The following is a 23,283-nucleotide window of genomic DNA, read 5'->3' on the forward strand; positions in this document are numbered from 1 at the left end:
ACACAAAATGCGGTTGAGAAGACTTGAACTTCCAAGACCTTTATATCGGTCATAACGACCTCAACGTTACGTGTCTACCAATTCCACCACAACCGCAAAATAAGCGCATAGTAAATATCATCCAGATAAAATATCTAGAACAACATCACATAGATATTATAAGCGTATTTATCATAAATATAAAATTAAATATCTAATTATAATTGATTGTATTTCAAATAATCACTTATCTCCTCCAGCGTGTAAAAAATTATATATCTTTTGCGCAAGGACAGAACCTATTGATGGCACTGTAGCTATCTGCTCTTGCTTAGCATTCATAATTTCCTCAACAGAGCCAAAATACGAAAGAAGAATCCTCTTTTTCTTAGGACCAACACCAGATATTTTATCCAAAACAGATTTTTTAGTACTTTTAATAAGATTTTTCCTGTTATTTGATATTGCAAAACGATGACTCTCATCCCTTATGGATTGCAAAAAATATAATAATTCATCGCTCTTTTCTAATTTCAGAGATCTTCCATCTATAAAGTGCAAAATTTCTTCTCCAGCATTTCTATTTATTCCCTTAGCTATACAAGCATAATAACAACTATCACTTAGTACATCTTTTGCAACTGAAAGGTGTCCCAATCCACCATCAATTAAAATAAAAACTCCCTTATCTATAGATTCCCTTTTTACCCTGCGTGTTAAAACATTCCTCATCATATAATAATCATCTTGTAATTTTTCTGATTCCTCAAATTTATAAACCCTATATAATTTGGTATTAAAACCATCTCTATCAACAACAATTCGCACACCTAATGCGGCATCACCTGCAAAATGGCTATTATCATAGACTTCTATCCTATCTATTATCCTTTTGCTATCAATAAAAAGATCTGAAACTAAATCCAGTAATTTATTAAAATTATTCTGTATTTTTTCATGCTTCTCCAAAATATGCGTAGCATTATGAGATAAAAATTTCATCAAATGACTATTATTCTCACTTAACACAGAATAATTTAACTTCTTATTGAAAATTCGTGCAATGGCCTCCACACTCTCTTCTTTAAGTGCAAAAGGAAGTTGTAAGTTATTAGGCAACATTCTAGATATATAATGCTGTAATAAAAAACTGTCTAATAGATCTGTAACATCCATGCCATTAACATTGGTTATAATAACATGGTAATTTCCTATCGATTCTCCTTTTCTATGTGATAAAACATTGAATATTGCAACATATTTTCCAGCAGCAAACCCAATAGAATCTCCATCAATGGAGGGCACAATATCACTATTTAAGCTGGTATGAATATTATGCAAAGCACGTAGCGAATCACGACATTTCATAGCTAATTCGTAGCTTTGTGCTTCACTGTAATGATGCATTTGCTGCAATAATTCTTTTTCTACAACAGATACATTCCCTTTCAAAACACTAATTGCCTTATTGATATCTTTGCGATACTCTTTCTTATCTATCTTAGAGACACATGGAGCAGTGCATCTATTTATCTGATACTCCATACATGGTTTTTGTCTGCTAGAAAAAAAATTATCAGAGCAAGATCTAATGCGAAATGATTTACGTAAAACAGTTATGATTTTTTGTGCATCAGATACAGAAGAAAAAGGACCATAACAATCCTTTAAATTGACCCCCCTATACTTTAATATTCTAGGATAATCATGAGACATTGCTATCCTTATATAAGGGTAACTCTTATCATCTTTAAGTTGAATATTATATTTTGGCTTGAGGCTTTTAATTAATCTATTTTCTAATATTAATGCTTCTGAGACAGAATCTGTCAAAATATATTTAATATCCATCACCTGCAGCATCATCCTAGATAATCTAAATTCTCTAGGATTTAAATATTGACTCACCCTCTTTTTAAGATTCTTAGCCTTTCCAACATAAAGAACAATATCATCACATGATATCATTTCATATACTCCTATCTTCTCTGGAATTAGACTAATTAAATCAGCAATCTTATTATGCATTATAATAATTTATATAACATGACCTATTAAGAAATCATCATTATAATCATATATATATACATCTATCAAATCTTTGTTTGCAGGATATTTATTATCAAATTTTACAGATGCAAAATTACTGGCTCTGCCTTTCCCCTTACCTTCTACGACAACTTTTAAAGAACTAAATTGTTGCATCTTATAAAAGAGATTTTTTTGCTCTTTACCTAACGCTATTAATTCTTTACACCTATCCTTTCTTGTTTTAACATCAATTTGCAGCATAATCGAAGCCAATGTTCCTTTACGCTCTGAATAAGGAAAGGCATGTATATAAGTAATATTTGCTTCTTTAATTAATTCTATAGTATTTTGATGCATTTCAATTGTTTCTGTAGGAAAACCAGCTATAAAATCTCCTCCAAAGACACAATCCGTTCTGTATTTTCGTAAATCGTGACAAAATTTTATAACATCATTTCTACGATGCCTTCTTTTCATTTTGCTTAAAATATAGTCATCTCCCGATTGTATACTAAGGTGTAAATAGGGTGCCAATCTATTATTAGTGCACATCTCTTCCATTAGAACATCATCTATCTCTGCAACATCCAAAGAAGATAGCCTAAGTTGCTCTAGCTCTGGAACGTGAAAAAATATTTTCTTTACAAGCTCTCCCAAGCTAAATTTTGCAGAAAAATCCATACCATAGCTGGATAAATCAACACCTGTTAAAACAATCTCAGAATATCCATTCAAAACAAATAACTTAACTTGCGAAATAATATCATCTAATGGTACAGAGCGGCTTCTACCTCTAGCAATAGTAGTAATACAAAAGCTACAATTATGATCACATCCATCTTGTACTTTTAAAAATGCACGTGATCTTCCATTCATATTACCATCTAGATAGTTAGATTTATCAGTAATATTTAATAGATTTTTTTCTGTGATATCTTCACTGATATATTCATGAGGATCAGTCTTTGATTTATTATCAATAATTTTTATAACATTAGAATAATTACTATACAGGTCTTTATTAATTTGTGAAGCACAGCCAGTCAATATGACTTTTTTTCCATCTAAGGCTAAGCGCCTCAAAGCTCTTTGTAAAGATCTTTCAGCATCTTGTGTTACAGCACAACTATTAATTACAACAGTATCATCAGCTATATTTGATTTATTTACGATATTCTCTATAACATTACTTTCATAGCTATTCAATCTACAACCAAAAGTAATGACTTTACCCTTATTTTGCATTAATAATCCTGATGAAATATAAAAAAATTACTTCGAAATTTTAAGAACTTGAATCATTTTATCAGCAGCTTTATATTCTGCCGCTTTCTTGCTTTTCGCAGTACCTAAAAACTCAGGATAATCAGCTAACTTCAGGGAAACGGTAAATACAGGGTCATGATCTAAGCCTTCCTTCTTAATTATTTTATACTCAGGCAATGCAATACCTTTTTTTTGAGACCATTCTTGCAACAGACTCCTTGAATTAATCGGAATATCCACCATATCTTTAGCAAGATCATACCAAAAAATCTTAACAAACGCATATGCTGATTCATAACCACCATCAATATATATTGCGCCAATTAAAGCTTCAAGTCCATTTTCAAGATTACTATTCTTTGTTTTTCCACCATCATGCTCTTCTCCCAAGTCCATTACTATATACGCTCCAAGGCCCAATTTATTAGCAATATTTACCAGAGTTTTACTACAAACAAGGTTAGTATGTCTTTTTGATAATCCACCTTCATTGGAAGTTGGATACGTTTTATACAAGATATCAGAAATGACTAAAGAAAGCACAGAATCTCCCAAAAATTCCAAACGCTCATAGCTTAATTCACTGTGATGTTTTTTTAAACTAGGGTGTAAAAGAGATTCTTTTAATATACTCTTATCTTTAAATACATAACCTATCTCTCTTTCCAATGCGGCTAAATCAGTCATAACTTCACAAAATTAATATGTCCTAAAGATCATTTATTAACAGATTCTTTTTCAATGATATTCTCTATAATACTATCTATTGTTGCTTCTGTTAAGTCTTCGTGAAAATCATTATTGATTTTAACAACAGGAGCATTAACACATGCACCCAAGCATTCTATTTCAAACAGAGAAAATAAGCCGTCTTCTGTAGTTTGACCTACTTTTATATCTAGCTTTCTCTCAATAGCAGATTTAACAGAACAACTATCTTTTAGCCAACAAGGAGTAGTGCGACAAACATAAATAACATATTTTCCGACTTTATCTGTATTATATAATTCATAAAAAGACGCAACAGAAAAGACTTCCATAGCAGGAATATCCAAAAATTCTGCTGTAGCAATCAACGCAGATTTTGACAACCAACCCTGCAAATGGCTTTGAAGAATATGTAATATCGGCAGAAGAGCAGCTTGTTTCTTATCACTTGGATAAAGCTCCAAAACATTATTCAATGCAATTTTTAAATCATCTGTAATCACAAATGTTTCATCACTACTAATCTTCATATTCAATATTCCTAGCTATAAATCATATACTATTTCGTATCACATCATATAAATCAAAATGATCACTGACATATATTACATCATGCGGGATATTTTCGGCATTACTATCACCATATAATATAGGAGTAATTCCAGCTTCAATAGCACAAATATAGTCTGTTATGCTATCTCCAATATAATAAACATGACTATCTAACTCTATATCTAAATCCTTCATCGCAAAAATTATGGGAGCTGGTGAAGGTTTATCTGCTTCAGCATCACCTGAACCTACAACAGTTTTAAAAAACTTATCCAACTGGAAAAAAGACACTTCTTTCCTTAATATGTCTCCGCTTTTATTACTTATCAGAGCACAACATATTCCACTATCTTTTATTAACTGTAAAACTTCTACTACATTATCAAACAAATCGGTCCTTTGGGGATCCAAACCGTAAAGTTTACTTCGAAAAAATTTAGATGCCGAATCTTTATCTTCTCCAAATACACGATTGAAAAATACCTCTCTAGGCCCCCTATAGAGTTCAATATCTGTAGTATCTTTTCCAAAATGCTTATATGTTTCTTGCATAGCATAAGATATTAGGTGATCAACATCAACTATTGTATTGTCCCAATCAAATAATATTGCTTTAGGGGCAAATGGCATTTTTGTTACTTTCTTTAACATGTTTTAAAACCTCCTGCCAATAAGCTTCTTCCAAAAGCTTAGTAATATGACCTTTTTTTCCATCTCGTATAATAAAATCATCAACTCTTCCAATTCCTGTAACAAAATGACAAGTTGTCGTTGTAAAAACCTCTTTGGCTTTAACAAGGCTATCCAGATCGAAAAGTTTTTCCCTCACTTCTATTTGAAGCCTCTCTGCAATCTTTATAACCGCAGCACGAGTCACACCTGCCAGTATATAATTATCAGCTGGATGAGTAAATAAAACATTATCATCACAAACAACAAAAATATTTCTACTAGCGCATTCAGTAACAACATTATTCTCTTTTTGATATAAAATGACTTCATCTGCTCCTTGATCTTTAGCAAACTGTCTTAACATAATATTAGCTAACATTGATGTTGTTTTAATATCTCTTCTCATCCACCTAATATCTTCATGTGTTACACAATGTATCATTTTTGAATCTCTTGCCGGAAGAGACAAATCTTGTGTAAAAACTAATAAAACATATTTCATTGTTTCTTCAAAACAATGATCACGATCCGCTTCCCCCCTACTTATTTGCACATAAATTCTGCCGTTACATATAGAATTATCTTCTATTAATTTAACTACTACAGATTTGACACTACGCTTAAATTCCGAAGAATCATATTTTATTCCCACTTTAGTCATTGAAAAACAAAGCCTTTCTAGGTGCTCTTCAAAGCAAATAGGAACTCTTTCCACTACTGCTATAACTTCATAAAGAGCATCTCCAAAAACATATCCCCTATCATTAGCCGTTACAATTGCTTCATCAGAATGATGAAATTTTCCATTAAAAAATAGATTAGAATGCATGTTATACTCCAAAAAAACACAAATTTGCTATGAATAAATTAATTATTCATAAATATTCCTTTTATCTTGCGATAAAACCAATTTACTTGCTTTATATCTTGTTGAGCAAAAAAATACGTTTTTTCTATATTATCTTTAGAATATTCAATTTCTATAAAACCCAAATTATCACCTCTACGTATTGGCGCTGGGATATTATTCGTATAATGAATATTTATCTTAGGTTTATTAACATCATATATAGAATGAACAATATTAATATCTTTTGTACTTATAACATCTATAAAGTCTTCTTTTGCTCCTGTTATATCTACCTTAAAAACTACACTTCCATTTTGCACAACAGTTTTATTATCAAACATATTAAGTGCATAATTTAATAATTTTTTCGCCTCTAAATCCCTTTCTGACTTATTTTTTAAGCCATGCAAAACAACAAATACTCTTCTACCTTTTTTACTAACTGCTGTTACAGTTATCCCAAAACCAGTAACACTACTACTGCCTGTTTTTAAACCATCGATTATTAAATCTGATTTAAGCAAGGTATTAGTATTGGGTTGATAGATAGAATTATGCTTCAAACCTTTTTCCAAAAATAAATATCTATATTGTGGAAAATCATCAAAAATTTTCTTTGATAGCTTAGCTATATCCATAATAGACATCTGATGACACGCGTCAGGCCAACCGCTAACATTAGTAAAATGAGAATCCATAAGTCCCAAAGATGGCGCTATTTCATTCATTTTTTTTACGAATAATTCTTGTGATCCACTCAAGCCTTCTGCAAGAGTGACAGTTGCATCATTTCCAGAAACAATTATAGCTCCTCTAATTAAATCGATAATTTTTATCTTTTCTCCTATTTCAAGAAACATTGTAGAGCCACCTAATTTCCACGCTTCTTCACTTACAGTAAATTTATCATCTAAGGAAATTTGACCAGCATCTATAGCAGAAAAGACCAAATATAGTGTCATTAACTTACTCATAGATGCAGGCATGATAGACTCTCGAGAATTCTTCTCGAACAAAATTTGCCCTGTTAAATCGTCAATAATAACTGCATACTCTGCTGAAGTTTCAATATCATTAGATTTTGCAAAACAGTCAAGCCTCCATATAAAAGAAAAAACAACAAAAGATACGTATAAAAAACTTTTAATATTAAAATTCATCACAATTTTGTAAAATATTGATTGACAAAGACTTTAGTTTCTCAGTATAACACTGCATAAGATTATTGTCATTAAAATCAAAATACAGAGTGACAAAATGATTGGTAAAATATCAGGAATAATTACAGAGATATATAAAGAATATGTTTTACTTACAGTACATGACATAAGTTACGTAATATATCTCCCGAAAAATATTATGCAAAAAGTAAAAATCGGAGAGCGTCACCAATTTTATATTACCCATCATTTTTATGAAGGTGGTCAAAAACTTTATGGATTAATTGAAAAATCCGAACAAGTATTATTAGAAAAATTGGCAACAGTCAGCGGCATAAGCTATAAAATAGCACTAAATTTGCTAGGAAATTTAACATCAGAGGAAATAATTACAGCAATTAAGAATTCTGATGAAAACGTACTAAAGATCCCAGGTATAGGAAATAAAATTGCAAAAAGACTCATAACTGAACTTAAGGATTTCTGCTTACAAATGCAAGGGCATATACAATCGGTCAGTATAGCTAAAGATGAAACTTTATCCAGTATAAAAGACGAAGCAATTTCTGCATTATTAAATTTAGGATACAAAAGCAAAGAAGCCGAATTAATAGTACAAAAAACAATGAATAACCTAAACAAAGAAACTAAAGTAGATGAAATTGTCAAAGAATCCCTTAGGAATTTATTGCATGCAAAATCTTAAATATCTTAGAAAATTAATAAATCTAAGTGTTATGTACTAGAAATAAAATGTAAAATGTGCTAAATATTATTAATATATTAATATATTAATAATAGAAATAGGGTATGAAAAAGACATTAGCAGAACGCAGAAAAGCAAAATTGCAAGGATTACATATACCTAAAACAATAAACGAAAAAACAAATATAGAACGAGACGTTGAAATGAATCACAATCCAGATGTTATTTGCAGTATAACATCATTTTACGATCCAAGCGCACAAATATTTCGCAAATTTATCATATCAGAAAATCAACGCAGAAATAATATCCGAAAAGCTAAGATTGCTATCCAAGAAGCTAAGTTTGATATCCAAGAAGCTAAAAATGCTATCAAAGAAAATACGCTTACTATCCAAGAAGCTATGACTACTATCAAAAAAGCTAAGATTGTTATCAAAGAAGCTGAGATTGTTATCAAAGAAGCTGAGATTTTTATCCAAGAAACTAAGATTGCTATCAAAGAAGATAAGATTACTATCAAAGAAGCTAAGGATGCTATCCAAAAAGCTAAGATTGTTATCAAAGAAGCTGAGATTGTTATCAAAGAAGCTGAGATTTTTATCCAAAAAGATAAGACTGCTATCAAAGAAGCTTCTATACATAATAGTAGTAATCAAGAATCGGAAGCCGCGTCATATCTTGAACATCAAGATACTATGTCGCTGTCAACACCTCCAATATCGATGTTATCATCGCCTCAGATAATGACGTTTTCACCACCATCACTATCACCATCATTATTCTTACCACCGTCGTCTTTCATGTCTCAGATAGCATATAATGAACATCAAAATATTATGTCGCTGTCAACACCTCCAATATCGATGTAATTATCATAATTAAATTATGTGTATATTCACTAGATAAATAATTCAAATTATGCTATCTAATGCACATAATATGATCATTGGTCATGAAGTAGTTTGATGGATCAATCCTCAAAAATTGAAGATAATCATAAAATAAAAGATTTAGATATCAATGTAAGGAGAAGTAGTTTAGCAAGTATAGTGCGCTTTGTTGCTCTTTGTACAATATTTTTGCCATTCGTGCCTTTATTTTTACTAATAAAAGGGTTTATTGCCTTAGATAATCGTCTAGGCTTAGGGAAGGTAGAAAGATTGCGAAATAAACTAAACAAAACTATAGATTCATTCTGCCATGAATCAGACACTATGATACCATATGATAGCCTTTATATGGGGGACCAAAGAAATCCCTTTTTCTATCATAGTCGTTATAATGTATTTGGCAATCTATATGACATAGTACGATATGAAGAATTAAGCACAGTAGGTGAATATGAATCAGCTCAAATGGCACGGAACAGAGTAATAGAAGCTTATCCTAATATATTTAGGAAAAGAAGCGGCGGACCATACTTAGAAATAGAAATGGAATTGACTGCATATAACAAATGTAATTATGGAAGATATAATATTAGTGTAGTATCACAGCCTGATATTGAGGTATCATCTTGTTTTTCTCCTAATCTACCAACAGTGATTATGATACCAGGTCTTGCTTTACCTTTTGCGATGGAAAAAGTAATCTACAATGAGAAGCATAATGTATGCCTTCTTAGTAAAATAACACCCCAAACAACTATTCGAGAGCTTATTCAAGCCTATACTGACGCTTACTTTAATCTCAGAGAATATTATTATTCTGATAATTCAAGTAATATACAAGAAAAACAAGATATTATTTTACTTGGTCATTCTGTAGGTGGTGGGTTAGCCTCAAGGGTAATGCTAAATATATTAGAGATAGATAAGAATGCTAAAGTAAAATTATTAACATATAATACTCCCAATAGACTAGATCTTGCTCTTATTAATTATTCCTGTTTTCTTGGTTTGCCTACTATTCTTGATTTGCCTATTATATTACCTCATCTATCAACAATAGCGAAAAAAATATTATGTTGGTCATCTGACCTGCAACTTGTTGATAATCATAAAAATATGAAATTGCTAAAAGAAAATTTTTCAGACGCTGAAAATGCAAGAGTAGCTTCTTTTAATCTCCCCGTGCATGGTAATTTCGTAAACGACATGTTAATAAATGACAATATACCTAATAGAAAAAAAATTTATATTACCGCCTTGGTATAGAGAATAAAATAAAGCTATTCTATCTCATAGAAGATGCTATAGAAAAACGAAAAACCTCTATAAGAGTTGATTGCAACATTCTATCGCAAGAAATAACACGAAGAGAAAGTTATAGAAGATATCTGATATGCAAATTTGAAGATCATGATGGTGTTGATGATGATTGGATGTTTGACGTGGCCGAAGACATCCAAGATGCAGAGCAAGATCGAAACCATATTGTCACATTTCAAACAAATCGAACAAACTTGTTAGGTATGATAAATGAGGAAAGAATAACCACCTACAATCTTCAGCTAATATTAGAAAGTACTCGAAAGCTGCAAGCGTCAAAAATATTTTCCACAGAATATAATTCTCATATGCATGTTAATGTTGATCTCCAACCAATACAAGAATTTCTTTATAGTGATACACAAAGGAAAAGCCATACGTTACCAAAAACGGAATTGAGCGATTCAGCAGCAGCAGCATCAGCACAAGATTTCAACTCTTTCTTAAACAAAACGCCTAACTCTATCCTCTTAGCAACTTCCTCTCATAATTTACACAATATTGATCAAGTAACAGAGATGCTACTGTAATCATCATTATTATTATTCAATTATTTGATTATATATATACCTAATTTAGCAAAGAAGCCGAATTAATAGTACAAAAAACAACGAATAACCTAAATGAAGAAACTAAAGTAGATGAAATTGTCAAAGAATCTCTTAGAAATTTATTGCATGCAAAATTTTAAATATATTAAAAAATTAATAAATTTAAGTATTATATACTAGAAGTAAAATGTAAAATGTGATATATATCTAGTGTAGAAAGTATTAAAATGGGTACCAATGGAAAGGACACAAAGAGAATATGAAACCGAAACTACAAATAATAAGTTATCGGAGATACAAAAGACATCAACAGAACACGATGACGAATATTATGATACTTTAGATACGGAGCCTCAATCGCCGCTAACAATAGGTGGTTTTAATAGCCTGCCACAATCACCATACAGAGCTAATATCCAAGTAGCTTGGAATACTATCAAAAAAGTTAAGGATGCTATCAAAGAAGTTAAGGATGATATCAAAGAAAATAAGGATGATATCAAAAAAGTTAAGGATGATATCAAAGAAGTTAAGGATGATATCAAAGAAAATAAGATTATTATTAAAAAAGCTATGAATATTATCAAAAAAGTTTCTATACATAATGATAGTAATCAAGAATCAAAAAAATCTATACCAACTAGTACGAATCAACAACCATCAAAAATTACCTATAGTCATAAAATAAGCGATTTAGATGTCATACCAACAAAAGATCGCTTAGCGAATGCGGTACGCTTAATTATTTCCTTTGCTATATGTGTGCCTCTTATGCCATTGATTTTACCCATTGCAGGGTTTATGCTTTTGATCAATCATCAGCTGCCCCGAAATATGCTAGAACACGTACGCAACACACGTAAGGTTCATTCACATCTTTGTGAAGGTTTTGAGACTTTACCTGTAACTATCAAGCGACACATTGTAGATGAGAATAATAGGATAACAAATATATATTCACCATCCATTACAACTCAAGATGATCAAGGAAAATTGATGACTTTAGTCTCGCCGGAGGAGTGCCTTAATACTGGTAAACCAATGGTGATTATGATACCAGACTTAGGTTGCGGAATGTTTGAATATCAAAAAGTAATGAACGATGCAAAACAAGGTAAATACAATTTATGTTTTATTAGTGAAGGAAAATTTGCACCAACAATCAACAGATCTATTCAAGATATTATCCAAGTTTATACTGAAGTTTATTTTAATCTCGTAGAGCATTGTAAAAATAAAGCACCAACAGACACAATAGCGCCTCCAAATATTACTTTAGTTGGGCATGGTATGAGTGGTGGATTAGCTGCAAAAGTGATGCTAAACATATTAAAGGTAGATAAAGATGCTAAAGTAAAATTATTAACATATAATACTCCAAAGAACCTAGAATCTGGGCTTAATAATTATACTTTGTTTAAGTATCCAACTATTCAGTCCTCTGTTATATTATCTGCTTTAGTAAGAATAATAACAAAAATATCTTGCCTGATCTCTGACATACGTCTCCTAGACTGTCATAAAAATATGCAATTGCTAAAAGAAAATTTTTCAAATGCCAAAAATGCAGCAGTTGCTTCTTTTAATAATCCATCAGATACCACGATAGGTAATGAGACATTACAAAATAAAGAGAAAGACTTTGATTACAATGTAGTTAATGCAAGTAATAATTTTAGGAATGATTTTATGTCAGCCTCAAGCAACCAAAAATTAGCTGATGATATAAAAGAAGAGTTGAAAGAAAGACAAAATCAAATAGATAGTAAAATTTTTGAAAAATCACAAAAAATGTTACAAATATTGACTAAGAAACAAAAGATAGAAGAAAGCTTAAGCAAGAACCTTGATAAGCTCCAAACAGGATGTCTAACTAGAGATCTTCAAATCAACAAAAATGCCTTACAAAACACTGAAGAAGCAATAGAAGAACTTAGGGAAAAAAAGAATAAATTTACAATTCATAGAAAGCATATTATTCATCAATATGTTGATCTTAATTTACAACCAATAAGAGATTTTATCCATGATAGAGAATCATCACCAGCAATAAACCAGACAAATGCTGACAATAAGCAAGAAATAGTGCTTCCTCAAGATAATATTGCTATACAAGGTAATAGTAGTAATCAAGAATCAGAAGCAGCAATGCCATCTTCACCTACTGAAATACTGTCAGAAGTGTCATCACGGAAGATGTTATCATCTGCTTCGTCACTATGTTCACATTCACCCTGATTATTCAATTATTTGGTTATATATCCAATTTAGCAAAGAAACCAAATTAATAGTACAAAAAATAGATAAAATTGCTAAAAAATTAATAAATTTAACTACTTAACTGCTCTATATTAGAAATAAATGTAATATTCATCTAGTATAGAGGATATTAACAGAGGTATCGATGAAAAAAACACCAAGAGAAAACAGAATTAGAGATGATCAAAAATTGAAACAGTCTATATCAACTAGTACGAATCAACGATCATCAAGAAATGACGATCGTCATAAAATAAGAAGGTTAGATGTCACAACAAGCGAACAAGGACTTCTAACGACGAATACGGTGCGGCTTATTACTGCTTTTGTAGTATGTTTGCCTCTTATGCCCTTAATTTTGCCCCTGGCAGGGTTTATATTTTTAGATACCCATCTGCTGGGCTGGAATGTTGCACAAAGAATATTCAGAGGGCTTAATCCTATACCTAACTATGAAGCTACTACACAATATGGTCGCTCGCTGCCTATAACTGTCTCTTCATACGTTATCGATGATAATAATAAGACGATAAAACATCCAAAACCTTCAATCTTTGCAGACAACAGGTTGCATGCTTTCATCAAGAATGGTTTTAATGCTGATAACCCATCGGTGATTATGATACCAGACTTGGGTCGCGGAATATCTGAATATAAAAGAGTAATTAAAAATATCAACGCAGGGAAATACAATTTATGTGTTCTTAGTAAAGAAGGAGTATGTTCAACAGAAGTCCACAGTATTCAGGAGATTATCCAAGCTTATACTGAAATTTATTTTAATCTCAGAGAGTATTATAAATACATAAAACCAGACATGACAACGCCTCCAAATATTACTTTAGTTGGGCATGGTATGAGTGGTGGATTAGCTGCAAAAGTGATGCTAAACATATTAAAGATAGATAAAGATGCTAAAGTAAAATTATTAACATATAATACTCCAAATAAACTAGATTCTGGATTTATTAACTATACTTGCTTTACCAATTCAACTATTCAGTCATCTATTATATTATCTTCTTTAACAAGAATAATAACAAAAATAATCTGCGTGTTATCTGATATACGTCTTCTAGACTGTCATAAAAATATGCAATTGCTAAAAGAAAATTTTTCAAATGCCAAAAATGCAGCAGTTGCTTCTTTTAATAATCCATCAGATACCACGATAGGTAATGAGACATTACAAAATAAAGAGAAAGATTTTGATTACAATATAGTTAATGCAAAGAATAATTTGTGGCATAAAGTCTTAAAATCACCTCAAATGAAACAAGAAATAGATGATGCCATAAACGAAGATTTGAACGAACAGCATGAAATAGAAAAGAGAATATTGGAAACATTGGATATAAACAAAGAAGAACTAGTAGGATTTTTATCTAAAGAAGAACTAGTATTATTTTTAGCTTTGAGTATGCAGAAAGAACTACCAGCACCATATAAATCTCAGCCCGCATATATTGCTCATCAATGTGTTGATCTTAATTTACAACCAATAAGAGATTTTATCCATGATAAGAAATCTTCATCAGAAATAAACCGGATAACTGCTGCCAGTGGGCAAGAAACAGCGCCTTCTCAAGGTTCTGCTGCTGCTAGCGTTTATCCATATCAACCACAACACAAGGTAGATGAGGCTGATGCTTGGGCTTTAGCATATTCTGAACAACGAGAAGTAACACTTAATTGATTGTGATTTTACATAATCAAGATTTTGACATATTATTCCTTATTCAAGTATTTGAATATAAATGTCAGATTTAACAAAAGATCTAGAATGTAAGCAAAGTGATAAGGTAGGTATATCTTTCAGACCGCAATGTTTGGCTGATTTTGTCGGTCAAACTAGCTTGAAAGATAATTTATCTGTTTTTATAGAAGCTGCAAAAAAAAAGGATGATTCATTGGATCATATTTTATTACACGGCCCACCAGGCTTGGGTAAGACAACCTTAGCTAATGTTGTTGCAAAAGAGTTAAATGTTAACATAGTTAGCACCTCTGGACCTCTACTTACCAAACCAGGTGATTTGGCCGCAATAATGACTAACCTTCATAAAAATGACGTTTTATTTATAGATGAAATTCATAGGCTTAGCACGAAGGTAGAAGAGGTATTGTATGCAGCAATGGAAGATTTTAAGTTGGATTTGATAATAGGCTCAGGACCATCTGCTCGTACTGTTAGTATAGATCTACCAAAATTCACCATAGTGGGTGCAACAACTCGTATAGGATTAATATCAAAGCCTTTAAGAGATAGATTTGGCATCCCAGTAAAATTGGAATTTTATACAATAGAAGAACAAAAAGAATTGTTATCAAATATTGCCAATACATTAAAAATGCCAATATCTGAACAAGCATTATATGAAATTGCAAAAAGATCGCGAGGAACTCCAAGAATAGCTATTAGATTATTAAAAAGATTATATGATTTTTTCTTGGTAAAGTGCACAAATACAATAGATATACATTTCACTATAGAATCGCTTGATAAACTACATATAGATGAAAGAGGTTTAGATAAATCGGATAGAGATTACTTAAAATTTATATATGAAAACTATCCTAAAGCAGCTGTTGGGATAAATACAATATCTTCTGCACTGTCGGAGCAAAAGAGCAATATAGAAGAAGCCATAGAACCTTATCTGATAAAAATAGGATTTATTAACAAGACTAAAAGAGGCAGAATATTAACTGAAAAGGGCCTTACACACATCAAAAACATCAAAGAATACGATTGATCAAATTATAGTCTTAAAGGAGACAGAAATATAAAGAATTCCAATATCTAAAATATTAAATGAAAATCTGTATTAATTCATATAAGAAGATATTTTTGCATATATAAAATGTAACACAAGCAATAGATCGCAATTTTTTTCTTTATCTAGAGATAATCAATCACCATACATTAACAAAAAAAATAACGTAATATTCATTTCCTTTGTACCCCATCGGTAATATTTTTTTTATTGCTCCCCAACAAAATTGCTTTTTCTTTTTCAAGATGCTCTGGTAATTTTGAGGCATCGTATATGGGACGATAAAATTCCATTAGAGATAATAAATCACAAGGAAGTAATTCAGCTGCTTTGCCATTACTGCGGTCTACCAAACAGGAAGCTAATACTACCTCAGCAGAGGTATTATCGAATAACTTCATTGTTTCCAGCGCGGATTTAGTGGTAGTAATTACATCTTCCATGATAATAATCTTAGAATAATCCGCAGTAGAAAATCCGCGTCTAAAAACAAAGCTCCCGTCTACTCTTTCACAAAATATAAAATTCAAACCAAGGGCCCTTGCTAATTCATAACCAACCACCACACCTCCAATAGCAGGAGAGGCGACAGCATCTGCAATTTCATTTATTTTTTTACCAAATTTTTCCAAACTATATTGCTGTATTTTCTCCACCAATATTGAGATCACTTGTTGAGCAATTTTGGTATCTTCCAAAATTTTTGCACATTGAAAATAATATTCGCTATGCATTCCAGATGAGAGCACGAAATGTCCTTTTAATATTGCTTTTTTATCAAAGAAAATTTTCTCAATATCAATCATAATAAATACCGATTCAACATGAAAAACTGATTAATTTTAGCACAAAAAGAGATAATTGAAAAATTGGCAAAAAATAATATAATTCTGAGATATAGGCAATGTGCTTAATTTTCGCATTATAAAACGCTACTGTTTATAAATAGCCATTATAGAGCAATTATCATTAATCAAAGAATTTCTAATAGGATTTAAAAGCAATGAAAAAGTTTCAAGATACTAACCCTAATGTTGATTTATCAGCGGTAGACAAAGAGATATTAAATTATTGGCAAAATAATGATACCTTTAGAAAATCGGTAGAAAGAAACAATGAATCGGAATTTATATTCTATGATGGTCCTCCTTTTGCAAATGGCTTACCACATTATGGTCACTTGTTAACTGGATTTATAAAAGATGCAATAGCAAGATTCCAGACAATGCAAGGGAAAAAAGTCAATCGAAGATTTGGGTGGGATTGTCATGGTTTGCCAGCAGAAATGGGAGCAGAAAAAGAACTTAATATAAGCGGCAGAAAAGCAATTGAAAATTTTGGGATTGAAAAATTCAATGAACATTGTAGATCATCTGTCATGCAATATACCAACAATTGGAAAGAATATGTTATTCGGCAGGCTCGATGGGTTGATTTTGATAACAGCTATAAAACTATGGATTTAAATTTCATGGAATCTGTAATTTGGGCATTCAAAGAATTATATAAAAAAGGTCTTATATATGAATCTAAGAAAGTGGTTCCGTATAGCTGGAAATGTCAAACTCCTCTAGCGAATTTTGAAACAAAGATGGACAATTGCTATAGAGCGAAAACAAGTAAAGCAATAACCGTAGCTTTAAAATTAAAAAATATTCCAAAATCACTAATTAATGTTTGTAGTGAATGTTATTTATTAGCATGGACAACCACGCCCTGGACTTTACCTTCCAATTTAATGTTAGCAATCGGTAAAGATATTAAATATGCAGCTAAAATAGAAGATAATAAAGCTTTTATTTCTTCTGCGAATTATATAAAAGATGATACCAAAATAGTTGAAATAGATTATCAAGAATTGATCAATTTAGAGTATGAACCTCTTTTTACATACTTCAAAGATAATACTAATTCGTTCAGAGTAACAGAAGCAGACTTTGTCACTGAAAGTGATGGTACAGGAATAGTGCATATTGCTCCTGGATTTGGTGAAGATGATTTTGAATTATGTAAGAAAAAAAACGTAAATGCAGTGTGTCCTATAGACGAAGGAGGAATTTTCACAAAAGAAGTCTCAGATTTTAAGGGAAGACAAGTATTTGAATGTGAAGAAGATATCATTGCATATTTAAAACAGAGAGGTAATTTAATTAAGATAGAAAGTTATGTTCATAATTATCCTCATTGTTGGCGTACTGATACTCCCCTAATATACAGGACTATCTCATCATGGTATCTAAAAGTAGAGAATATAAAAGATCAGATGGTGCAATTAAACCAAGAGATCAATTGGATACCAGGTCATATTAAAGATGGAATGTTTGGGAAATGGTTGGAAAATGCTAGAGACTGGGCAATATCACGTAACAGATTTTGGGGAACACCCATTCCCATATGGAAATCTGACAATGATAAATATCCAAGAATTGATGTATATGGCTCAATTGCTGAACTGGAAAAAGACTTTAATATAAAAGTTGATGATTTACACAAGCATGTCATAGATAAATTGACAAGACCCAACCCTGATGATCCGTCAGGGGAAAGTAAAATGGTAAGAATTCCAGAAGTTTTCGATTGCTGGTTTGAATCTGGATCTATGCCCTATGCACAGAATCATTATCCTTTTGAGAATAAAGAATGGTTTGAAAAAAATTTCCCAGCGGATTTCATTACTGAATACATATCGCAAACAAGAGGATGGTTTTACACTCTTTTAGTGTTATCAGTGGCCTTATTTAATAAAATACCTTTCAAGAATTGTATCTGTCATGGAGTAGTACTGGATGCGCAAGGTCAAAAATTATCTAAGAGATTAAATAATTATCCAGACCCAATAGAAATGTTTAATAAGTATGGTTCTGACCCACTTAGATTTTTAATGTTATCTTCGCCTGTTTCAAATAGCGGAAATTTATTAATAGATAAAGATGGCAAAATGATTCAAGATGTCTCTAGGTTGATTATTAAACCTTTATGGAATGCGTATCATTTCTTTTCGATGTATGCAAATTCTGATGAAATAACAAATGTACAAGTAATAGATAATTCGATGAATGAGATGGATAACTATATCCTCTGCAAAGCAAAGATATTTATCAAAAAAGTAAATCAGAATTTGAATGATTATCATACGGTAGATGCATGTCACGCAATAGACATCTTTTTAGATGTTTTAAATAATTGGTATATTAGAAGGAATCGCTCTAGATTCTGGAAAAAAGAACATGATCAAGATAAAAAAGATGCATATAATACTCTATATACTGTAATAACAGTACTTTGTAAGACTATAGCGCCTCTTTTACCTGTGGTATCAGAAAAAATATGGTTAGGCCTTGGTAATAGAGATTCTGTTCATTTAGAAAGATCAGTTGAAAATATTGATTTAACAGAAGAACAATGTTCAACAATTGCAAAAATTGACTTAGTAAAAGACATATGTCAATTTGGTTTATCTTTAAGGAATAAACATAAAATAAGAATAAGGCATCCTCTACAAAGGATGAGTATTTTCTACGAAGATCATGAAGATATAACAAAATATAAGGATATCATCGAGCAAGAATTGAATGTAAAATCTGTAGATTTCGCGGAAGATTATTCATCTATTGCTACTAGAGTAATCAAGTTAAATTTTCCTGTTTTGGGTAAAAAATTTCCAGAAAAAGTGAAAGTGCTACAAAAAGAATTAAAAGCTGGAAATTATGAAATAGTAGATGATCATCTAAAAATAGCGAATACTCTATTGTCTGCTGACACGTTTGAAAAGAAAATCAAGGTAAACCACGAGAACGCAATTAGTATAGATAAAACAAATATTGTTCTCTATCTTGATACTGAAATTACTCCACAATTGGAGTTAGAAGGAAAAGCAAGAGATTTTATAAGATTTATACAACAAGCTAGAAAGGAAGCAAATCTGGAAATTACCCAAAAAATAACTATACAGATAAATAATGCTGATCAGAAACTGTTGCAATCAATTAAAAATTGGGAACAAGAAATTCTAGAACAAACTTTGGCTGGTAATATTGAAATTAATAACCTCAAACCATCAGGGAGAATTGTCTTCGCAAGCAAAATGGAAAATTCTGATATCAATTTACTAATTAATTGTTTATTTTAGGACAAAAATTTTTTGATAATGCGTGACTAATGATTGTTATAATATATAATTTCCTTTTATAAATTAATAAATATATTTATAGAGGCGAATATGACAGAAAACGAAAATCATTTAAAAGACCATTCTTCTGCAGGGAAAAAAGAAAAACTTAAAACATCTTACTCTAAAATATTTCCATATCACTCATGGCAACATTTTTTCGCTACCATGGCATATAAGGCGCTTTTCCTCAAAGTGTCACAAGAAATAATGCGACAAGTACGAATACCTTATCCTGATGCATTATTAACACATTATGTTTTGTATCACACTCTGAATACTACTCCTTCTGCTGTTGTTAGATTAATAGATCAACGATATATCGCCCCAGAGAAGCGTCAAAGTGTGCCAAATATAATTGAAGAAACGTTAAAAGAAAGTGCAAACACTGCTGCTGCATCAGCGAGTATTTATTTAACAGTCGGTTCTGTTCTAACTTCTCTTATGCCTTCTGAGAACGCATCGTTTCTGAATATTTATCGCATGTTGTATGTTGCAGTATTCTCCATAATGCTTCAAGGAGTTACAAATATTGTAGATTTAATATTTTCTATTTTTTCGTCTAATACGCAAGAAAAAGCTAAAGATGATAACAATGTTTTTGCTAATTTTGAAGCAACAGCAACAAAACGTAATGAAGAGGAGAGTCAGCAACAAACATTCATAAAATATAATGACAATGAAGCGATACAGCAGCAGCCTTCTTCTATATGTCTCCAGAATAGTGAATACAGCAGCAGAGATGCTGAAATTCCTCCAATTGAATTAGATAATATGGACGGTGCAGAAAGAATGCTACATAATGCAAGTCTTGATGTTGTACGCTGCGGTAAACGATGTCGTTTACAATCCCCCATGCCTGCTATGGAAAACACTACAGCAGCAGCAATCGACACACAATACACTAGAACAAATGTAGCTGAAAGGATAGGATCAATCCAAAAGGAATGTGACGCATTAACTACAAAGATAAAAGCAGACGCAGCAGGATTCACAAGGTAATACAATGCTGCTTGTAAATGTAAATAAATGCTATGCAAATTATATTCTAGGATATTAGTATCTTCCCTATAAGGTTAGTTACACTGAAAAATAGTCTTATAAAATAAGTATGTGTATTTTAAGTTAGGTGTTAAATAATGACCAAATTAATGTTATAATCGGCCATTTTGCGATAGTAAATTTAGATCTTCAGTGATTAATAATATTTTTAATACCTTTCAAGGATTGATTATCTCGTTTTGTATTATCACTCCTTTGACCATGTTTATTGCATTTATAGTACTCAACAGGATTGTAAAACATAAAAGCAAAAAAACCCATCCAATATCATATGAAGCAGTAAATAAGCTAAAATTACCTATCTTAGCAACTTTAGCAATATGGATTCCTTTAAAATCAATAGAGATGTTGTATCAGCATGATGATGATACACTGCTGATGACAATACGGGAAATTGCTTTCATAACACTATTTGCAGCATATACTACCGCACTAATAACAATTGCAGCTAACAACTTAAAAGACAAAATAAAAAACAGATATTCTGTAGATCTAATATTAATAAATAAAATACTCTGCACTGCAATTTATGTCGTATCGCTATTAATGATAGTACACGCACTTAATATAAATATCGCAAGTATTCTAACTTTCGGAGGAATAGGAGGTATAGCAATTGGTTTCGCAGCCAAGGATTTAATAGCAAATCTCTTTGGATTCTTGGTGATAGTGTATGATCAACCATTTAAAATAGGAGATAAGATATCCATCAATGATATGAATATAATAGGAAAAGTTTCCAATATAGGATTACGTATGACTCAGATAATCAATACTGATAAAATACCTATTTATGTCCCTAATTCCGTTTTTACCACGAGCGTAATTAACAACCAATCCAGAATGCTGGGTAATAAAATAAGTAAAAAATTCAGCTTATATTTTGATAAAGATAAAGATATAAAATCAACTATCAATCAAATCAAAACCAAAATTTTTTCACATCAAAAAGTTAAAAAAGATTTGCCTCATTATCTTAATGTAATAAACATATCTAACTGTACAACTGAATTGGTACTAAATTGTTATATATCTGACATAGGTTATTATGAAAAGTTAGAATTCATGGAGGAGGTTTTGATATTTATTAGAGAAATAGTCAAAGATATGGATGTTAAAATAATTGATTCTCCGATACAAATTTACAAGAACGTAATAGATATTAAAGACATTATTTGACAATTATTTCACCCTGTAAGGCTCCTGACAAACTAAGTGTATTTAATATGCTGATTATATCATTGATTGGTAATGCTAATTTATTTAATCCTTCAATTAAACTATATAAAGATTCATTAGCATTAAAAATTTTGATATCTTTCCCTATAGTAACGTTAGTATTTGCATGTGATATTGCAACTTCTGTCAAACGCACCCTGTTGCCAATTACAAAAGTGCCTGTTTGAGAATCTATTACAATCTTGGCATTACCACCTACTTCAACCTTTAGATTACCTATTTTGTTCAAAAAAGCTACAATATTCCCTTTGTACTCATCTGGGAGATTTACAACAATTGTTGCTTTATCTTGAGCATGAGCAATATCATAGTCAAAAGATTCATTGATTATATTTTCCACATTAACAGCAGTATCAAATTCTGGATTACGTAAAGAAAGCCTTACATCTTCCATATCATCGTATGAAAATCCCACTTCATTTTCTACAATTGCGCCATTTGGAATAAATGCTACAGTTTTGGTTCCAATATTTTTATTGCGAGAACCAGGCACAGAATTAACGTTACGCAAAGATAATTGCCCTTGTGCAACAGAATAAACTCTCCCATCTATCCCAAGTAAAGGAGTAGCTAATAAGACACCACCTTCTAGACTATTTGCATCACCTATTGTACTAACTTGAGCGTCAATTGGACTTCCTTGAGTAGCAAATGCTGGCAAAACAGCAGTAACCGTAACAGCTGCAACATTTCTAGTTCTTAAATTAGCTCCTCTAGCATTTATCCCCATTTTACCGAGAAAACTTTCCAAGCTCTGTTGTGTAAAGAAAGAATTACGTAGATTATCTCCTGTAGAATTTAACCCTACTACAAGACCAAATCCAACCAGCACATTATCTCTTACTCCTTCATAATTTACTATGTCTTTTATGAAATACTCATCCGAATCCAACAGTATGTCATCAGATACATCTTGCTGCATTTCATAAGGTATATTAAAACCCTTAACTTGTGCATTTACACCGCTGATAAAAAATACGAAAGAAAAAAAACAAAAAATGTATTTCATAGAAAAAAAGACAAGTACAACCGGTCTTTATACACATAATGTCGTAAATAAATTATCAAAAGAAATTGCAATAAAAAGTTT

At 31.3% G+C, this 23,283-nt stretch carries 19 protein-coding genes and 1 tRNA gene; 10 read left to right on the plus strand and 10 right to left on the minus strand.

Annotation, left to right across the window (positions count from 1 at the left end):
* Nucleotides 1–8: 8 nt before the first annotated feature.
* The 8 genes from GUI12_03990 to GUI12_04025 all read right to left on the minus strand — a co-directional run bounded on the left by GUI12_03990 (nucleotide 9) and on the right by GUI12_04025 (nucleotide 7,218).
* A tRNA-Leu gene (locus GUI12_03990) sits at nucleotides 9–96 on the minus strand.
* 126 nt (nucleotides 97–222) lie between these two features.
* Complete coding sequence (gene uvrC, locus GUI12_03995) at nucleotides 223–2,007, minus strand: excinuclease ABC subunit UvrC (protein UAT43294.1); 1,785 nt, start codon at nucleotides 2,005–2,007, stop codon at nucleotides 223–225.
* A 9-nt stretch (nucleotides 2,008–2,016) separates the two neighbouring features.
* Complete coding sequence (gene mtaB, locus GUI12_04000; GenBank protein UAT43295.1) at nucleotides 2,017–3,255, minus strand: tRNA (N(6)-L-threonylcarbamoyladenosine(37)-C(2))-methylthiotransferase MtaB; 1,239 nt, start codon at nucleotides 3,253–3,255, stop codon at nucleotides 2,017–2,019.
* A 27-nt stretch (nucleotides 3,256–3,282) separates the two neighbouring features.
* A complete protein-coding gene (rnc, locus tag GUI12_04005; protein ID UAT43296.1) occupies nucleotides 3,283–3,963 on the minus strand; it encodes a ribonuclease III in 681 nt (226 codons plus the stop codon).
* Nucleotides 3,964–3,992: 29 nt separating this feature from the next.
* A complete protein-coding gene (locus GUI12_04010) occupies nucleotides 3,993–4,514 on the minus strand; it encodes an NAD(P)H-dependent oxidoreductase subunit E (protein ID UAT43297.1) in 522 nt (173 codons plus the stop codon).
* Nucleotides 4,515–4,536: 22 nt separating this feature from the next.
* Complete coding sequence (locus GUI12_04015) at nucleotides 4,537–5,187, minus strand: HAD family hydrolase (protein ID UAT43298.1); 651 nt, start codon at nucleotides 5,185–5,187, stop codon at nucleotides 4,537–4,539.
* Nucleotides 5,150–6,037 (minus strand): hypothetical protein, encoded by an 888-nt coding sequence (locus tag GUI12_04020; protein UAT43299.1) that lies wholly within the window; start codon nucleotides 6,035–6,037, stop codon nucleotides 5,150–5,152. The genes GUI12_04015 and GUI12_04020 overlap by 38 nt, the downstream gene beginning before the upstream one ends.
* 38 nt (nucleotides 6,038–6,075) lie before the next feature.
* A complete protein-coding gene (locus GUI12_04025; protein UAT43300.1) occupies nucleotides 6,076–7,218 on the minus strand; it encodes a D-alanyl-D-alanine carboxypeptidase in 1,143 nt (380 codons plus the stop codon).
* Between the two features lie 97 nt (nucleotides 7,219–7,315).
* On the opposite strand from GUI12_04025, the gene ruvA reads away from it, so the two are divergent.
* The 7 genes from ruvA to ruvB all read left to right on the plus strand — a co-directional run bounded on the left by ruvA (nucleotide 7,316) and on the right by ruvB (nucleotide 15,703).
* Nucleotides 7,316–7,924, plus strand: coding sequence for a Holliday junction branch migration protein RuvA (gene ruvA / locus GUI12_04030; protein UAT43301.1), 609 nt, complete (start codon nucleotides 7,316–7,318; stop codon nucleotides 7,922–7,924).
* Between the two features lie 104 nt (nucleotides 7,925–8,028).
* Nucleotides 8,029–8,796 carry a hypothetical protein gene (locus GUI12_04035; protein ID UAT43302.1) on the plus strand — a complete coding sequence of 256 codons (768 nt, stop codon included), beginning with the start codon at nucleotides 8,029–8,031 and terminating at the stop codon, nucleotides 8,794–8,796.
* A 96-nt stretch (nucleotides 8,797–8,892) separates the two neighbouring features.
* A complete protein-coding gene (locus tag GUI12_04040) occupies nucleotides 8,893–10,083 on the plus strand; it encodes a hypothetical protein (GenBank protein ID UAT43303.1) in 1,191 nt (396 codons plus the stop codon).
* Nucleotides 10,084–10,250: 167 nt separating this feature from the next.
* Entirely contained in the window at nucleotides 10,251–10,667 is a 417-nt protein-coding gene (locus GUI12_04045) for a hypothetical protein (protein UAT43304.1), read from the plus strand.
* A gap of 258 nt (nucleotides 10,668–10,925) precedes the next feature.
* On the plus strand, nucleotides 10,926–12,926 hold the full coding sequence (locus GUI12_04050) for a hypothetical protein (protein ID UAT43305.1): 2,001 nt from the start codon (nucleotides 10,926–10,928) through the stop codon (nucleotides 12,924–12,926).
* A gap of 166 nt (nucleotides 12,927–13,092) precedes the next feature.
* Nucleotides 13,093–14,643 (plus strand): hypothetical protein, encoded by a 1,551-nt coding sequence (locus tag GUI12_04055; protein UAT43306.1) that lies wholly within the window; start codon nucleotides 13,093–13,095, stop codon nucleotides 14,641–14,643.
* Nucleotides 14,644–14,704: 61 nt separating this feature from the next.
* The gene (ruvB, locus tag GUI12_04060; GenBank protein ID UAT43307.1) at nucleotides 14,705–15,703 is read left to right on the plus strand and encodes a Holliday junction branch migration DNA helicase RuvB; all 999 of its coding nucleotides are present in this window, start codon (nucleotides 14,705–14,707) and stop codon (nucleotides 15,701–15,703) included.
* A gap of 194 nt (nucleotides 15,704–15,897) precedes the next feature.
* Here ruvB and GUI12_04065 read toward each other — a convergent pair whose 3' ends face one another.
* Nucleotides 15,898–16,530 carry an orotate phosphoribosyltransferase gene (locus GUI12_04065; GenBank protein UAT43308.1) on the minus strand — a complete coding sequence of 211 codons (633 nt, stop codon included), beginning with the start codon at nucleotides 16,528–16,530 and terminating at the stop codon, nucleotides 15,898–15,900.
* Nucleotides 16,531–16,727: 197 nt separating this feature from the next.
* Here GUI12_04065 and GUI12_04070 point away from each other — a divergent pair, with 197 nt between their 5' ends.
* The 3 genes from GUI12_04070 to GUI12_04080 all read left to right on the plus strand — a co-directional run bounded on the left by GUI12_04070 (nucleotide 16,728) and on the right by GUI12_04080 (nucleotide 22,133).
* Nucleotides 16,728–19,853 (plus strand): isoleucine--tRNA ligase, encoded by a 3,126-nt coding sequence (locus GUI12_04070; protein ID UAT43309.1) that lies wholly within the window; start codon nucleotides 16,728–16,730, stop codon nucleotides 19,851–19,853.
* A gap of 90 nt (nucleotides 19,854–19,943) precedes the next feature.
* On the plus strand, nucleotides 19,944–20,894 hold the full coding sequence (locus tag GUI12_04075; protein ID UAT43310.1) for a hypothetical protein: 951 nt from the start codon (nucleotides 19,944–19,946) through the stop codon (nucleotides 20,892–20,894).
* Between the two features lie 192 nt (nucleotides 20,895–21,086).
* Complete coding sequence (locus GUI12_04080; GenBank protein UAT43311.1) at nucleotides 21,087–22,133, plus strand: mechanosensitive ion channel; 1,047 nt, start codon at nucleotides 21,087–21,089, stop codon at nucleotides 22,131–22,133.
* On the opposite strand, the gene GUI12_04085 is transcribed toward GUI12_04080, so the two are convergent.
* The gene (locus GUI12_04085) at nucleotides 22,126–23,202 is read right to left on the minus strand and encodes a flagellar basal body P-ring protein FlgI (protein ID UAT43312.1); all 1,077 of its coding nucleotides are present in this window, start codon (nucleotides 23,200–23,202) and stop codon (nucleotides 22,126–22,128) included. The genes GUI12_04080 and GUI12_04085 overlap by 8 nt on opposite strands.
* Between the last annotated feature and the right edge of the window lie 81 nt (nucleotides 23,203–23,283).

This window comes from Anaplasmataceae bacterium AB001_6 (genome assembly GCA_020002265.1).
In the GTDB taxonomy this organism is placed as follows: Bacteria; Pseudomonadota; Alphaproteobacteria; order Rickettsiales; family Anaplasmataceae; genus AB001-6.

Excerpts from the sequence above, each read along its gene's own strand:
- uvrC (UAT43294.1), bottom strand. The coding sequence starts at position 2,007 with ATGCATAATAAGATTGCTGATTTAATTAGTCTAATTCCAGAGAAGATA.
- mtaB (UAT43295.1), bottom strand. The coding sequence starts at position 3,255 with ATGCAAAATAAGGGTAAAGTCATTACTTTTGGTTGTAGATTGAATAGC.
- rnc (UAT43296.1), bottom strand. The coding sequence starts at position 3,963 with ATGACTGATTTAGCCGCATTGGAAAGAGAGATAGGTTATGTATTTAAA.
- GUI12_04010 (UAT43297.1), bottom strand. The coding sequence starts at position 4,514 with ATGAAGATTAGTAGTGATGAAACATTTGTGATTACAGATGATTTAAAA.
- GUI12_04015 (UAT43298.1), bottom strand. The coding sequence starts at position 5,187 with ATGTTAAAGAAAGTAACAAAAATGCCATTTGCCCCTAAAGCAATATTA.
- GUI12_04020 (UAT43299.1), bottom strand. The coding sequence starts at position 6,037 with ATGCATTCTAATCTATTTTTTAATGGAAAATTTCATCATTCTGATGAA.
- GUI12_04025 (UAT43300.1), bottom strand. The coding sequence starts at position 7,218 with ATGAATTTTAATATTAAAAGTTTTTTATACGTATCTTTTGTTGTTTTT.
- ruvA (UAT43301.1), top strand. The coding sequence starts at position 7,316 with ATGATTGGTAAAATATCAGGAATAATTACAGAGATATATAAAGAATAT.
- GUI12_04035 (UAT43302.1), top strand. The coding sequence starts at position 8,029 with ATGAAAAAGACATTAGCAGAACGCAGAAAAGCAAAATTGCAAGGATTA.
- GUI12_04040 (UAT43303.1), top strand. The coding sequence starts at position 8,893 with ATGGATCAATCCTCAAAAATTGAAGATAATCATAAAATAAAAGATTTA.
- GUI12_04045 (UAT43304.1), top strand. The coding sequence starts at position 10,251 with ATGTTTGACGTGGCCGAAGACATCCAAGATGCAGAGCAAGATCGAAAC.
- GUI12_04050 (UAT43305.1), top strand. The coding sequence starts at position 10,926 with ATGGAAAGGACACAAAGAGAATATGAAACCGAAACTACAAATAATAAG.
- GUI12_04055 (UAT43306.1), top strand. The coding sequence starts at position 13,093 with ATGAAAAAAACACCAAGAGAAAACAGAATTAGAGATGATCAAAAATTG.
- ruvB (UAT43307.1), top strand. The coding sequence starts at position 14,705 with ATGTCAGATTTAACAAAAGATCTAGAATGTAAGCAAAGTGATAAGGTA.
- GUI12_04065 (UAT43308.1), bottom strand. The coding sequence starts at position 16,530 with ATGATTGATATTGAGAAAATTTTCTTTGATAAAAAAGCAATATTAAAA.
- GUI12_04070 (UAT43309.1), top strand. The coding sequence starts at position 16,728 with ATGAAAAAGTTTCAAGATACTAACCCTAATGTTGATTTATCAGCGGTA.
- GUI12_04075 (UAT43310.1), top strand. The coding sequence starts at position 19,944 with ATGACAGAAAACGAAAATCATTTAAAAGACCATTCTTCTGCAGGGAAA.
- GUI12_04085 (UAT43312.1), bottom strand. The coding sequence starts at position 23,202 with ATGAAATACATTTTTTGTTTTTTTTCTTTCGTATTTTTTATCAGCGGT.